The 14,059-nt window shown below is 65.3% G+C and carries 11 protein-coding genes and 1 pseudogene; 9 read left to right on the forward strand and 3 right to left on the reverse strand.

Annotation, left to right across the window (positions count from 1 at the left end):
- The first annotated feature begins 185 nt into the window (after positions 1-185).
- The 5 genes from ACFW48_RS04640 (at position 186) to ACFW48_RS04660 (ending at position 5,545) form a co-directional block, all read left to right on the forward strand.
- Positions 186-1,007 (forward strand): aspartate 1-decarboxylase, encoded by an 822-nt coding sequence (locus ACFW48_RS04640; protein ID WP_386310446.1) that lies wholly within the window; start codon positions 186-188, stop codon positions 1,005-1,007.
- Between the two features lie 21 nt (positions 1,008-1,028).
- A complete protein-coding gene (locus ACFW48_RS04645) occupies positions 1,029-1,673 on the forward strand; it encodes a hypothetical protein (protein ID WP_249954478.1) in 645 nt (214 codons plus the stop codon).
- A 45-nt stretch (positions 1,674-1,718) separates the two neighbouring features.
- Entirely contained in the window at positions 1,719-3,041 is a 1,323-nt protein-coding gene (locus ACFW48_RS04650) for a hypothetical protein (RefSeq protein ID WP_386310448.1), read from the forward strand.
- 22 nt (positions 3,042-3,063) lie between these two features.
- Positions 3,064-4,287: an aminotransferase class I/II-fold pyridoxal phosphate-dependent enzyme gene (locus ACFW48_RS04655; protein ID WP_386310449.1), complete on the forward strand. Its 1,224-nt coding sequence runs from the start codon at positions 3,064-3,066 to the stop codon at positions 4,285-4,287.
- A 413-nt stretch (positions 4,288-4,700) separates the two neighbouring features.
- Positions 4,701-5,545 (forward strand): IS5 family transposase gene (locus tag ACFW48_RS04660; protein ID WP_386310451.1). Its coding sequence is split into 2 segments (ribosomal slippage): positions 4,701-5,040 and positions 5,040-5,545, totalling 846 coding nucleotides; the frame shifts between segments, so codons are not numbered across the junction.
- A 162-nt stretch (positions 5,546-5,707) separates the two neighbouring features.
- On the opposite strand, the gene ACFW48_RS04665 is transcribed toward ACFW48_RS04660, so the two are convergent.
- Positions 5,708-5,833, reverse strand: coding sequence for a transposase (locus ACFW48_RS04665; RefSeq protein ID WP_386310452.1), 126 nt, complete (start codon positions 5,831-5,833; stop codon positions 5,708-5,710).
- A gap of 72 nt (positions 5,834-5,905) precedes the next feature.
- On the opposite strand from ACFW48_RS04665, the pseudogene ACFW48_RS04670 reads away from it, so the two are divergent.
- Positions 5,906-6,625: pseudogene (locus ACFW48_RS04670) on the forward strand (transposase); the annotation flags it as partial.
- 1,166 nt (positions 6,626-7,791) lie between these two features.
- Positions 7,792-8,619: a transposase family protein gene (locus ACFW48_RS04675; RefSeq protein ID WP_386310453.1), complete on the forward strand. Its 828-nt coding sequence runs from the start codon at positions 7,792-7,794 to the stop codon at positions 8,617-8,619.
- 4 nt (positions 8,620-8,623) lie between these two features.
- Here ACFW48_RS04675 and ACFW48_RS04680 read toward each other — a convergent pair whose 3' ends face one another.
- Positions 8,624-8,998: an aminotransferase class I/II-fold pyridoxal phosphate-dependent enzyme gene (locus ACFW48_RS04680; protein ID WP_386310455.1), complete on the reverse strand. Its 375-nt coding sequence runs from the start codon at positions 8,996-8,998 to the stop codon at positions 8,624-8,626.
- A 182-nt stretch (positions 8,999-9,180) separates the two neighbouring features.
- Complete coding sequence (locus ACFW48_RS04685; protein ID WP_386310457.1) at positions 9,181-9,417, reverse strand: hypothetical protein; 237 nt, start codon at positions 9,415-9,417, stop codon at positions 9,181-9,183.
- Positions 9,418-9,775: 358 nt separating this feature from the next.
- Between ACFW48_RS04685 and dnaE the strand changes: the two genes are divergently transcribed.
- Positions 9,776-13,315, forward strand: a complete 3,540-nt coding sequence (gene dnaE / locus ACFW48_RS04690) for a DNA polymerase III subunit alpha (RefSeq protein WP_386310459.1) — start codon at positions 9,776-9,778, stop codon at positions 13,313-13,315.
- Positions 13,316-13,616: 301 nt separating this feature from the next.
- Entirely contained in the window at positions 13,617-13,880 is a 264-nt protein-coding gene (locus ACFW48_RS04695; protein ID WP_386310461.1) for an MbtH family protein, read from the forward strand.
- Positions 13,881-14,059 lie beyond the last annotated feature (179 nt).

Here is a 14,059-nt window from a genome sequence, read left to right on the forward strand (position 1 = left end):
GCACGAACTCGAATTCGGAAGATGGGAGTGCAGGCTTCGGTCCGAGGACGCAGACGACGATGCACCGATGCGCACGAGCCGACGTCCACGGGTCGGCCGGTATCCACACCCGCAGCGCCGGTCCGACAGGTGATCGGCGCGCAGGAACCTGGCAATGAGTCAACAACGAATTCGGAGGAGCATCCGTGATCGGTCCCGAGATGCCGTGCAAGCGGAGCGCGATCCACAACCTGACCATTGATGCGGCCTGTCGATCCACGAACGAGAGCGCGCGGTCGGACTCCGCCATCGGTGAGGGCATCGCGCTGCCGCCGGAGCTGTGCGCCGTGAGCGATCTCGTGCTCGGGGAGGCGGTGATCGTCGCTCGCATCGGCGCCAGCAACATCGAGAACCGGGTGCACACGTTCGTCGTGCATTCCGACACCGGCATGGTGGAAGCCCGCGGCAGCGTCGCCCACTTCCTGAGCGCAGGCGACCTGGTGTGCATCATATCGGAGACCAGGCTCGGGGATCGCGGCCAGGAACTCCACGCGGACGGAACGCTGCCCATCGTCGACTACGGCATCATCCCGGGCAACAAGCTGGACACCGGGACGTTGAAGTACGAGCGCCTGACCGGTGACGAGGAACTGGGGTCGGTGCCGGACGAACACCCGCTCAGGGAGGAGCTGATGCCCAGGCTGATGGTCAACAGCTTGATCACGGGGCTCGTCGTCAACGACACGAAGGACGACTGCCTGCTCGGGAGCGCGGAGATCCCGGGCAGCGTGATGCGCGAAGCCAACATGTCCCGGCACACAATGGTGACGGTCTACAACTCGTCGGCCGGCGGCGGGACGAACACCTACGCCGTGCCCATGCCCGACGGCGTGATCATGACCACCGGGGCCATGGCCGGATTCGCTCCGCTCGGAGCAACGGTCAGCGTCGCGTCGTTCCGGTTCGCCGACAAGAACCATCGCATGTCGCTGGTGCTGACCGACGGAACTGCGGCGATCCGGCAGTAGCTGCACACGTCGTTCGACGCGATGAGCGGCCGGCGCGAGGGCCCGGCGCATCGCGACGCCGACCACGCGGTGTTCCGAGATCCCCATCAGCACGACGATCGACAGGAGCAGCACACGATGTCCGAGACCTCCAGCTCCCACGAACTCCCGCAGGGCCTCGTCCTGCCCGTGCCGGATGGGTTCGTACCCCGCGAGGAGATGCGCCCCCTCACCCCCTTCCTGGGCAACTGGCGATGCGAATCCACGGTGTACCCTCCGGGACGCGAGGATTCCCCGGTGAAGGGATTGTTCCGGGGCAAGCTCTCGCCGATCCTCCGGGGCACGTGGTACGAGTGGGACTACACCCAGGAACCGAACGAGCTGCACCCGACGGGTCAGCACTGCCGATACATCTTCGGCTGGAGCCCCGAGCTCGAGCAGTTCGTGTCGATCTACTTCGACGATCGGGGCAACCACATCGATGCGGTCACGTCCGGTGCTGGTTGGGTCGACGGTCACCTGATCTTCTCGGGCGCGATCCTGTTGCGCGACCACGGCGGCGACGTCATCATGACCGACGATTTCACCTCCGACGGACCAGGGCATCTGCACAACGTGGTGACCATCACGTCCGACGGGATCCCGAAACTGCACGCGGAGCTCGACTTCCGCCACGAGAATCCCTGACGCGTCCGGCCGGCATGACGTATCCACAGAGAGCGGAGATCGCGGGTGCCAAAGATCATCCTTCCGAACTTCCGGGCCGACTACTCGGAGCAGGTTCGCGACTGGTTGGGAATCTCGGATGCGACGGCGTCGTCGACCGACACGACGGCGAGGTTCCTGTGGCACGCGGAGGACGGGGACGTGCTGGTCATACCCGACACCGTGGACCCCGACTTCCCTGGCTACGTTGCGGACACCCTCGGCATCGACGGCACGAGCGTCCACGTGGAGCGGACGCAGACTCCGCTGAGCGAAGCGGTCCTGCAGGATCCGGAGTTCATCGACCGGCTCGCCGCGCACACGGGAACCGGCTCGGGATGGAGCTTGTTCCCCTGCGTGTCGACGCGCGCCGCCGCGCAGCTGACCCGGAAGCTGAACGTCGCAGCGCTCGACGGCTACGAGTTCGCCATGCAGAACGGCATCGATCTGCTGAACATGAAGTCGACGTTCCGCAGGCTGGCGGCCGGTCTCGGTACCCCGCTGACGGACGGCGTCGTCGCTCGCGGTCCGGCTGAGGTGCGGAGCGCGATCCAGGAACTGATCGCTGAGACCGGAATGGTCATCGCCAAGCAGGACAGGAGTGGTGGCGGCCACGGCAACATCGGAATATCGACGTCGCCGGAGTCGTCCTTCCCGGGAACGCGCGAGGTCCTGGCGTACGCCAACGACCAGCTCGATACCCTCGCAGACACCCTGTGGTCGCAGCTGACGGACACCCAGAACCAGTTCATCACGGTGGAGACGTACCACCGCGCAGACCAACGATTCTTCTTCGAGTACCACCTCGACGGCGACCGTGCACGTTTCCTGCACAGCTCGATCCTGAAGTACGAGCAGTTGCCGGAGGGTTCTGGCGGCAGCGCCAAGTGGATCGGACTGGACTCCCCGTCACGTTCTGAGTTCGAGGCGACCTTGAAGCCCGCGGAAGAGTTCATCGAACTGGTCCGGACCATCGGCTACCGCGGGTACGTGAACATCGACGGCATCGTGCTGGACGATGGCCGGGTCTTCTTCCACGAGATCAACGCTCGCTGGAGCGGCGGTCTCATCTACCACACCGTCGCCGAACGACTCCTCGGGCACGACTACGCCCGCAACAACTTCTTCTCTTCCATCCTCAATGTTGTGCCCGCGGGGCTCGCGGACCTTCTCCGGTCGATCGAGAGGGCGGGCGTGAGGTACGACAAGGACTCAGGTGAAGGGGCTGTGGTTCTCGGCTGCAACTCGGATCTCGGTCCGGGAGCCGAACTGCTCGTGTTCTCCAAGGACTGGGATCGGCTCACAGCGATGAAGGACGAGATCGCCACGACGGCCGGAACGTTGCCTTAAGGATGTGAGAGGGAATGTGGGGATGGAAAATTCGCGTCACGGCTTCTCCGACGTCAAGAAGCTCCGGCACCTGAGTGACGGCTACTGGGACTCGGCGGCACGGCTCGGAGTTCATGGCGCAGTGCTGCAGGCCGTCCCGGGAGGAAGACTCAGCGCGCCGGACGGTCGAGTAGCGGTCAACATGTCGTCCTACTCCTATTTGGGGCTGGACGAGAGCCCGAGGATCATCGACGCCGCGATCGCCGCGCTGCGGAGCAACATGGTCCTGAACAGTTCGTTGTCGCGAGTCCGGATGACCCTTCCGCTTCTCGAAGAAGCCGAGTGCGCACTCGGCGATCTGTTCGGGGCGGATGTGGCGACCCTCAATTCGTGCTCGGCAGCGGCGTGGGCCACGTTGCCGGTCCTGGCTTCCGGTCTCCTCACCGATGGTGTCGCCCCGGTGATGGTGTTCGACAAGCGCGCCCATTTCTGCATGGCGTCGCTCAAGTCCCTGTGTGCCGACGAGACCAGGGTCGAGACGATCAGGCACAACGACGTCGAGGCTCTTGCCGACATCTGCAGGAAGAACAAACGCGTAGCTTATGTCTGCGATTCCGTCTACAGCACGGGAGGGACTCTAGCGCCACTTGAGGAACTCTTCGAGCTCCAGGAGGAGTTCGGGCTCTTCCTCTACTTCGACGAAGCACACAGCACGTCGGTGATCGGTGACATGGGCCGGGGTTATGTTCTGGACCGGATGGGCGCGATCAACGATTCGACCATGCTCATCACGTCGCTGAACAAGGGTTTCGGTGCATCAGGCGGTGCCATCGTGTTCGGCCCCAGGGACGACGACCGCAAACGAAAGATCATCCAGCGCAGCAGCGGCCCGTTGATGTGGTCCCAGCGTTTGAACACTCCGGCACTGGGCGCGATCATCGAGTCCGCCAAGCTCCACCGCAGTGAGGCTCTGCCTGAGTTGCAAGCCAAACTGTCGAGCAACATTGCGCTTTTCGATGGCCTCGTTCGTGCCGCTGGCCAGGGAAACAGCGTCCCGATCCGATACCTGGAGCTGGGTTCCGAGGCCGATACGCTGGAAACGTCGGCTTACCTGTTCGACAACGGATTCTACGTGGAGCCGGACTTCTTCCCAATCGTCAGCAGGGGTGCGGCGGGCCTGCGCGCCCGAATCCGGTCCTCCATGTCGACCGCGGACATCGAGCAGTTCGCACACGTGTGGCACAAGCTCGGGGTCGATCAGCAGTAGGAGGTCGAGTCCGAGCTGGGTCGCGGTGACCGGACGGATCGTCAGCCCCGCCCACGCCCTTCGGCGGGCAACGCACCTATCCCGTCCCGTGCCGCTGGAGGCGACTTGGGTCGGGAGCAGATCGCGGACGGTTCCCACGTTCACCGCTGATCGATCGACGGGTGAGGCGCCCGGCTATGCCCCTGCGGCATCGCCACGGTTACGCCGTAGACCTTCACGGCGCACCCCCTCGTAGCGTGGAGCCCGTGATTGCAGGGGAAGTTGGGATTCATGGGGTCCAAGAAGAAGCCGCCGTACGACGCTGAGTTCCGTGAAAGTGCGGTGCGCATCGTGGTCGAGACCGGGCGGCCGGCCCGGGAGGTCGCCGAGGAGCTAGGCAGTCTCGTTTGGATCAGTCGGTCGTTGGTCCGGGTGTGCCGTTGACTGACGCGCAGTGGGCGCGGATCGAGCCGTTACTCCCGGACCGGACACCGAAGCGGGGTGGCCGCTGGCGCGACCATCGTGAGGTGATCGATGCGATCGCCTACAAGTTCCAGACCGGCACGCAGTGGGTCCACCTGCCGGAGAAATACGGCAACTGGCGAGGCGTTTACAACCGGCTGCGGATGTGGGCCGTCGACGGCACCTGGGAGCGGGTCTTCACCGCCCTGGTGGCCCAGGCCGACGCGGACGAGGACCTCAACTGGGCTGTATCGGTGGACTCCACGATCGTGCGGGCTCACCAGCACGCTGCCGGGGCCCGCAAAAAGGGGCCCCGGCCGGCGAACCGGACGACCATGCCATCGGCCGGTCCCGGGGCGGGCTGACCACGGAGATCCACCTCGCTGCCGATGCCCGCTGCCGGCCTCTGGCGTTCGTTCTCACCGCGGGCCAGGCCGGCGACGCACCCGCTTTCACCGATGTCATGGCCCGCCTGCGCGTTCCCCGTCGGCGCGGACGGCCGCGCACCAGGCCGGACGTGGTCCTGGCCGACAAGGCGTACTCCTCGCGCGCGATCCGCGAGCACCTGCGCAAGCGCGGCATCCGGGCAGTGATCCCCGTCCCCGCTGACCAGCCCGGACACCGGCTACGTCGGGGCAGCCGGGGCGGCAGGCCACCGGCCTTCGACCGCGAGACCTACAAGCAGCGCAACACCGTCGAGCGGTGCATCAACCGCCTGAAACAGTGGCGAGGCATCGCCACCCGCTACGAGAAGACCGCCACCATCTACCTGGCCGGACTCCACATCGCGGGCATCTTCCTCTGGTCCGCCCGGTGATCCAAACGAGACTGCCTAGGCGTCAACCCGGGCACGCTGCACAGCTGGGTGTCGCGGTGGCGGCGCAACGGGACGACGTTCTCGGACCGGCCCGTGCTACGGACCATCACCGCAGCACGCAAGAAGAGCGACCAGAAGTGCCAGGCCGCATAGGAGAGGTCTCTACGAAACCAGGGGATTGACAATGCCCAGGTCCTTCGCCACGTGCGCGATCGGGCGGCCGGTGGTGTGGACCTCGCGAATCGCGTGCTCGCGCAGTTCGTCCGGATATTTACGGGGTGCTGCCATGCTACTGGTGGTTCTCCATCGCCAGGACCGTAACCCTGGCATCAGGGACTCCACAACCCTCAGTACAGCTCATACCGGCGTGGGCGCCGGACCCTGGTCCGCACGGACTCCGCGGGCGGTACCCACGACTTCGTCGCCTGGCTCGCCCAGCGAGGACGGTGGCTGTCCTACTCGGTCGGCATGGTGATCACCGACGTCATCCACAGCCACGTCCTGAAGGTTCCCGCGTCGGCCTGGACGCCGGCCGTCGGGGCGGACGGCGAGGTCCGTGACGGGGCCTGGGTCGCCGAGCTCACCGGCGACGTCCTGGACGGCCGGCCCGAGGGCGTGCGGCTGATCGTGAGGAAAGAGCGTCCGCATCCTGGCGCCCAGTTGAGGCTCACGGACGCGGACGGCATGAGGCTCACCTGCTTCGCCACCAACACGCCCGGCCGGCCGATCGCCGAGCTCGAGCTTCGTCACCGGCTGCGGGCCAGGGCCGAGGACCACATCCGGGCCGCCCGGGCCACCGGTCTGCGCAACCTGTCCCTCAAGCGCATGGCACAAAACCGGGTCTGGCTGGAGATCGTGCAGATCGCTCTCGACCTGCTGGCCTGGATGCCCATGCTCGCGCTGACCGGCGAAGCCATACTCTGGGAGCCCCGCCGCCTGCGGCTTCGTCCGCTCAGCACGGCTGGACAGCTCGTGACCACCGACCGCCGCCGGATCCTCCGCCTGGCCCGGCACTGGCCCTGGACCAGCCACATCACCGCAGCTCTCGACCGACTCGCACTCCTCCCGAACCTCGGCTGATCAGCAGATTCACCCGTCCCTGCGAAAGAACCCTCCACCCCGGAGCAGTGGAACCCGGCGTCCGCCCGAGACGACACTCGGGACCTCAGCCTGCACAGCCTCAGTCCACAGCACGAAAACGATCCACCGACTCCGTCGGCGGACCGTCACGAAACTTCGAGGCTAGGCATGCGCGATACTCATATACACAAAAGTCGCGTACTTCACGGGCGTTCAGGGCGTGGCTCCTCGCCCGGATCAGTCTGAACGAATACGTCTCGTGACGAAATGGTCATGGTCTTCTCGCTCGGAAGTCCGGTGTGAGCGTCAACTACGCTGACGAAGTATCCGCTTGGGGGGCCTGCGCTAACTGTCTGTGTATCCGAGTCGAGGCTCCACAGAGGTGATTCCACGATTCCGGCAAGTGATTCAGTGCCCGACCGGAACCGTATGGCGGCACCTAGGGCGTAACCACCGCCAGCAGCCGTCAGCGCCAGATCGATGGCGGCAGTCATGGGTTGCAGGCTTGCGAAGCGCCGGGTCTCAATCGTGCCTGTGGCTGGTCCATCCGGGCGCTCCTTCACGTGTGCGTCGACGAACTCCACAGCGTGCCAGGCGCGAAGTACCGGGTCTTCGTCTGCGGTCGCATCCTTGGTGGCGCTCCGGATCAGTAGTTTCCTGAGAAGTTCGGCGGACTCGTCGTTCTCCTCGATGGAGATCGGTGATCCGCGGCGCACTCCGTGTCCCAAGCGCTGCAAGCAAGCACACAGCCAGCCTTCAAGGGCATCCGGGCTTGCCGACTGGGATATTCGGAAACGCACATGTCGAAGTCCGATGTCCCCGGGATCGAGCGCGGTGCTTCCGGCGATCGCGTACACCAGCAGAGACCACCGGTCTTCGACTGTTGAGGGTGTCGACTTGGGAGCCGGCCCAGGCTGAGTTCCGTAGGGAGCAGCAGCGCAAAGGGCCATCAATTGGCGAGAGCGACTCTCCGAGGCCTTCCATTTTTCGTTCAACATGGACGGCAGGCTACAACTCGGGGCAATGAGCTGTTCCCAGTAACCGTCGGCCACCGTCCGTGAGCGAGCGGCGTGTCGTGCGGTCCATGGTATCCCCAAGTCCGGGCAGGCGTGAGGCCCCTGGCAGGAACGATCTTGCGACAGAAAGATCCGACCGAGGGGCCTCACATGCCGACCAGTGTCACATACACCGCCGTGCGCGATGTGAAGCGGTCCACCGCCGAGTACCTGGCCGGCCTCCTGCGCGACCACCGGATCGTGACCAGGACCCGCAAGGGGCGACGCGCGCTGGGCTGCTTCAAGCAGGCCGTGCTCGTGCTGCGCTGGTTCCTCGACGGCACCCGCCTGGCCCAACTCGCCCGTGACAATGGCCTGTCGACCTCAACTGCATACCACTACCTCTACGAGGTACTGGCCGTCCTGGCCGCCGGCGCACCGGATCTGTCCACCGCGCTGGAGCGCGCGAAGGCAGCCGGGCTGACGCATCTGAACCTCGACGGTACGGTCATCCGTACCGACCGCGTCGCCGCCCCGGGTCCCAACGGCGCAGACCTCTGGTGGTCCGGAAAACACAAGCACCATGGCGGGAACGTGCAGGTCATCGCTACTCCGGACGGCTGGCCGATCTGGGTCTCGCCCGTACGGCCGGGCCGGGAACACGACATCACCTGCGCCCGCCACCACGGGCTGGTCGAAGCACTCAACCGCATCGCGGCCGAGCTGGACATGCCGACCCTGGTCGACCTCGGCTACGAGAACGTCGGCGACGGCTTCCGGCACCCGCACAAGAAGCCCGCCGGAGGCGAGCTGACCGAGGCCCAGCAGACGTACAACAAGGTCATCCGCGGCATCCACGGCGTCTGCGAGCGCCCCAACTCCCTGCTCAAGACCACCTTCAAGGCACTGCGCAGGGTCAGCTTCGACCCCAGCCGCATCACGAAGATCGCCGCCGCGGCCCTCGTCCTGCTCCAGCTCGAGTACGACCGCACCATCTGAACAATCACACACCGTCGTGATCCATTACTGGCAAAGGCTCAAGGGCTCCCCCCGAGGCTCCGAATCCCTTGTTCAGCGAGGTAATGATCATCGTGCGCTCGTTGGTCGAACCCATCACGTCCAGGGCGTGGCCGCGCCCGTTTGCCCCCACTACCGACGTGCTGTGGGCTTCGTCGAAATACAGGAACAATCCGTACTCCGCCTGAAGACGCATGAGTTCGCGGATGGGCGCGACGGTCCCACCGGTGCTGTAAACAGAATCACATATGTATGCAACGGCCTCATGCTCGCGGCATATCTCCTCGAGGGCTTCCATGTCGTTGTGCGGCACGGTCATAACCTGCGTCTCGTCAGCACAGGCCGCCTTCAGCGCCGGCATGCAAAAGTGCGCCCTCTTGTCGAAGACGACAACAGGAGGATTCTCCCCTGTCAGCAGGCCCGAAGCCAGAACGGGCAAGGTCGCTCAGGCCGCCGCCGCACACGAGTTGATGGTCCCGGTATCCGCATCGAACAGGTCGCTCAGCTCTGCTTCGGCCTCCTCGAGGAGCGGCATGGTCATCCTTACGCGCGACAGCGAGCTGTTGAGGACCCGGTGCGCTGAACGGCAGCAGCGGCCGCCGCAATGATTTTGGGGTGTTCGTCAAGTCCCAGATATGAGTAGGACGACATATTGACGATGCTTCTGTCCTCGGGCGTGCGCAGCAGCCCTCCGCTGCTCGGCTCCAGCACGCATCCGTGGACGCCTTCCTCCAGGGCGTAGTCCCAGTTGTGATTGCTGAGCGCCTGCATCTTCTTCACGTTTCCGTACTGGTGAAACGTCTACATCCTGCCCCCGCGCCTTTCGTTGGTAGCTGCATCGATCGTAGTAGCGACCGCATGGTGCACCGCGCCGAGGCCTGCGGCAATGACGCCTTCAGGCCGGCCTTCCAAGACCAAGGGCGACAAAAGCCTCAAACGCCGTGCTCATGTGTGGCGTTTGACGCAAAATCGACCAAGAGCCCGACGTGTTGGCCTCCCTGTTGCACCGCCAGCACCAGCACCTGGCCCCGGACGTGACCCGGACGCCACCTCCAACAGCAATGCGCCCGCCCACCGGTTGCAGCTAGCCTATCGGGACTCCCCTCAACAGTCCCCCTCGCGCCTGGAGGCCAAAGCCGTGGCAAAGCCGCCATTCACACATCTGCACGTCCACACCCAGTACTCGATGCTGGACGGCGCCGCGCGGCTGAACGACATGTTCAAGGTCAGCAACGAGATGGGCATGACGCACATCGCGATGACCGACCACGGCAACCTCCACGGGGCGTACGACTTCTTCCACTCCGCTCAGAAGGCGGGCGTCACGCCGATCATCGGGATGGAGGCGTATGTGGCGCCGGAGTCCCGCCGCAACAAGCGGAAGATCAAGTGGGGCCAGCCGCACCAGAAGCGGGACGACGTGTCCGGTGGTGGCTCCTACACCCACCTGACCATGTGGGCGACGAACAAGACCGGCCTGCACAACCTGTTCAAGCTCTCCTCGGACGCGTACGCGGAGGGCTGGCTGCAGAAATGGCCGCGGATGGACAAGGAGGTCCTCGCCCAGTGGTCGGAGGGCATCGTGGCCTCCACCGGGTGCCCCTCCGGCGAGGTCCAGACCCGGCTGCGCCTGGGGCAGTTCGACGAGGCGCTCCAGGCAGCCGCTGACTACCAGGACATCTTCGGCAAGGACCGCTTCTTTCTGGAGCTGATGGAGCACGACCTCGACCTCGAACACCGAGTCCGCGACGACCTGCTCCGGGTCGGCAAGAAGCTCGGCCTCCCGCCGCTGGTGACGAACGACTCGCACTACACCTACGCGCACGAGGCGACCGCCCACGACGCGCTGCTGTGCATCCAGACCGGCAAGAACCTCTCGGACCCCGACCGCTTCAGACTGGCGGGAGGGGGCTATTACCTGAAGTCGACCGACGAGATGTACGCCCTGGTCAACTCAGACGTCTGGCGTGAAGGCTGCGACAACACCCGGCTGGTGGCCGAGATGGTCGACACCACGGGCATGTTCGAAAAGCGCGACCTGATGCCGAAGTTCGACATCCCCGAGGGGTTCACGGAGGTCACCTGGTTCCAGGAGGAGGTCCGCCGCGGCATGGAGCGCCGCTTCCCCGGCGGTGTCCCCGAGGACCGCCGCAAGCAGGCCGAGTACGAGATGGACGTCATCATCCAGATGGGGTTCCCGGGCTACTTCCTCGTGGTCGCCGACTTCATCATGTGGGCGAAGAACCAGGGCATCGCGGTAGGCCCCGGCCGTGGCTCCGCGGCCGGTTCGATCGTGGCGTACGCGATGGGCATCACCGACCTCGACCCGATCCCGCACGGCCTGATCTTCGAGCGGTTCCTCAACCCCGAGCGCGTCTCCATGCCCGACGTCGATATCGACTTCGACGAGCGCAGGCGCGTCGAGGTGATCCGGTACGTGACGGAGAAGTACGGCGCCGACAAGGTCGCCATGATCGGCACGTACGGCAAGATCAAGGCGAAGAACGCGATCAAGGACTCCGCGCGCGTGCTGGGCTACCCGTACGCCATGGGCGACCGCCTCACCAAGGCCATGCCCGCCGACGTCCTCGGCAAGGGCATCGACCTCGACGGCATCACCAACCCCTCGCACCCGCGCTACAACGAGGCCGGCGAGATCCGGTCGATGTACGAGAACGAGCCGGACGTGAAGAAGGTCATCGACACCGCCAAGGGCGTCGAGGGCCTCGTGCGGCAGATGGGCGTGCACGCGGCCGGCGTGATCATGTCCAGCGAGCCGATCGTCGACCACGCCCCGCTCTGGACGCGGCACACCGACGGCGTGACCATCACCCAGTGGGACTACCCCCAGTGCGAGTCGCTGGGCCTGCTGAAGATGGACTTCCTGGGCCTGCGCAACCTCACGATCATGGACGACGCCATCAAGATGGTGAAGGCCAACAAGGGCATCGACCTGGAGATGCTCTCCCTCCCGCTGGACGACCCCAAGACCTTCGAACTGCTCTGCCGCGGCGACACCCTCGGCGTCTTCCAGTTCGACGGCGGCCCGATGCGCTCGCTGCTCCGCCAGATGCAGCCCGACAACTTCGAGGACATCTCCGCCGTCTCGGCCCTCTACCGGCCGGGCCCGATGGGCATGAACTCGCACATCAACTACGCGGAGCGCAAGAACGGCCGCCAGGAGATCACCCCGATCCACGAGGAACTGGAGGAGCCGCTCCAGGAGGTGCTGTCGGTCACCTACGGCCTGATCGTCTACCAGGAGCAGGTGCAGAAGGCCGCGCAGATCATCGCGGGCTACTCGCTCGGCGAGGCCGACATCCTCCGCCGCGTGATGGGCAAGAAGAAGCCCGACGAACTGGCGAAGAACTTCGTCCTCTTCCAGGAGGGCGCCCGCAAGAACGGCTACAGCGACGAGGCGATCCAGGCCCTGTGGGACGTGCTGGTCCCCTTCGCCGGCTACGCCTTCAACAAGGCCCACTCCGCCGCGTACGGACTGGTGTCGTACTGGACCGGGTACCTCAAGGCGAACTACCCCGCCGAGTACATGGCGGCCCTGCTCACCTCGGTGAAGGACGACAAGGACAAGTCGGCCGTCTACCTCAACGAGTGCCGCCGCATGGGCATCAAGGTCCTCCCGCCGAACGTCAACGAGTCGGAGTCCAACTTCGCCGCCCGGGGCGACGACGTGATCCTCTTCGGCCTCACCGCCGTCCGCAACGTCGGCCAGAACGTCGTGGACTCGATCATCCGGATGCGCAAGGCGAAGGGGAAGTACACCTCCTTCCCCGACTTCCTCGACAAGGTCGAGGCCGTCGTCTGCAACAAGCGCACGGTCGAGTCGCTGATCAAGGCCGGCGCCTTCGACGAGATGGGCCACACCCGCAAGGGCCTGGTCGCCCACCACGAGCCGATGATCGACAACGTGGTGCAGGTGAAGAGGAAGGAGGCCGAGGGCCAGTTCGACCTCTTCGGCGGCATGGGTGACGACGACGGCGGCGACGAGCCCGGCTTCGGCCTCGACGTGGAGTTCTCCGACGTCGAATGGGAGAAGTCCTACCTGCTCGCCCAGGAGCGCGAGATGCTCGGCCTCTACGTCTCGGACCACCCGCTCTTCGGCCTGGAGCACGTGCTCTCCGACAAGACCGACGCCGGTATCTCCCAGCTCACCGGCGGCGAGCACTCCGACGGCGCCGTCGTCACCATCGGCGGCATCATCTCCGGCCTCCAGCGCAAGATGACCAAGCAGGGCAACGCCTGGGCCATCGCCACCGTCGAGGACCTGGCCGGCTCCATCGACTGCATGTTCTTCCCCGCGACCTACCAGCTCGTCTCCACCCAGCTGGTCGAGGACACCGTCGTCTTCGTCAAGGGCCGCCTCGACAAGCGCGAGGACGTCCCCCGCCTGGTCGCCATGGAGATGATGGTCCCCGACCTGTCGAACGCAGGCATCGATGCCCCAGTGATCCTCAGCATTCTCGAGAACCGGGTGACCCCGCCCTTGGTCACCCGACTCGGGGAGATCCTCAGCCACCATCGCGGCAACAGCGAAGTACGCATCAAGGTCCAAGGCCGACGGAAGACAACGGTGCTGCGTCTCGACCGACACCGCGTCACACCGAGCCCGGCGCTTTTCGCCGACCTCAAAGCACTGCTGGGATCCTCCTGCTTGGTTTGAAACCCGGTACGCATGTCCCTGCGCGGTGTCCCGCAGAGGCGCTGTCTTCACGAACTCCTGTACGGCGGCCCGCGGATGAGGCCGCTGGCTTGGGGAGGCGCCAGTGATGGCAGCGGCCCCCTGCGGGAGCAGGCTGCCGCGTCCCGTCTCGTCAGCTGCCAGGCTCCGCAATGAGCTGCTCGAGGGCTCGGCTACACGAAGGCCGTCGGCCTCGGGCACGCGCCGAGCAGGGGGTGACCATTGACTCTCGTCCCGCGGGTGGAGGACCATGACACAGCCGCATGGGCGCAGACCAACGCCTATGAGGCTCTCTGTGCCAATAGTGCCGAGTAACGGTCGAATTCATGGGGGAAGCGTGCCGAATCCGTTTGATGACCCATCGGATGTGTTTCTGGTCCTGGTCAACGGCGAGGGCCAGTACTCCTTGTGGCCGACACGCGTAGCAATTCCGTCTGGCTGGACCCAGGCCAAGGGCAAGAGCAGCCGGGATGCCTGCCTGGCTCATATTGACGAGCATTGGACCGATATGCGTCCCAGGAGCCTCGCGAAGACGCATCGGCTGTAGGGTGCACCTGGCCTCGCCGTAAACGTTCGGTAAACCTCTGATGGCCAGCTGCAGAGCTGATTTAAATTCTCCTCAATTCTCACTGAGTCCGTGGTCCTCGGGCGCGACGCCGCTGAGGTCCGTGACCTCAAGGGCCGGCTGAGCGCATGTATCGCTGGCCGTGCCCGGACCGAGGGAGC

Source organism: Streptomyces sp. NPDC058812 (genome assembly GCF_042744565.1).
Taxonomy (GTDB): domain Bacteria; phylum Actinomycetota; class Actinomycetes; order Streptomycetales; family Streptomycetaceae; genus Streptomyces; species Streptomyces thinghirensis.

What these genes read in the sequence shown, in the direction of transcription:
- ACFW48_RS04675 (WP_386310453.1), top strand. Translation starts at nt 7,792, where the DNA reads ATGCCGACCAGTGTCACATACACCGCCGTGCGCGATGTGAAGCGGTCC.
- ACFW48_RS04645 (WP_249954478.1), top strand. Translation starts at nt 1,029, where the DNA reads ATGAGCGGCCGGCGCGAGGGCCCGGCGCATCGCGACGCCGACCACGCG.
- ACFW48_RS04665 (WP_386310452.1), bottom strand. Translation starts at nt 5,833, where the DNA reads ATGGCAGCACCCCGTAAATATCCGGACGAACTGCGCGAGCACGCGATT.
- ACFW48_RS04695 (WP_386310461.1), top strand. Translation starts at nt 13,617, where the DNA reads ATGAGGCTCTCTGTGCCAATAGTGCCGAGTAACGGTCGAATTCATGGG.
- ACFW48_RS04655 (WP_386310449.1), top strand. Translation starts at nt 3,064, where the DNA reads ATGGAAAATTCGCGTCACGGCTTCTCCGACGTCAAGAAGCTCCGGCAC.
- ACFW48_RS04680 (WP_386310455.1), bottom strand. Translation starts at nt 8,998, where the DNA reads ATGCCGGCGCTGAAGGCGGCCTGTGCTGACGAGACGCAGGTTATGACC.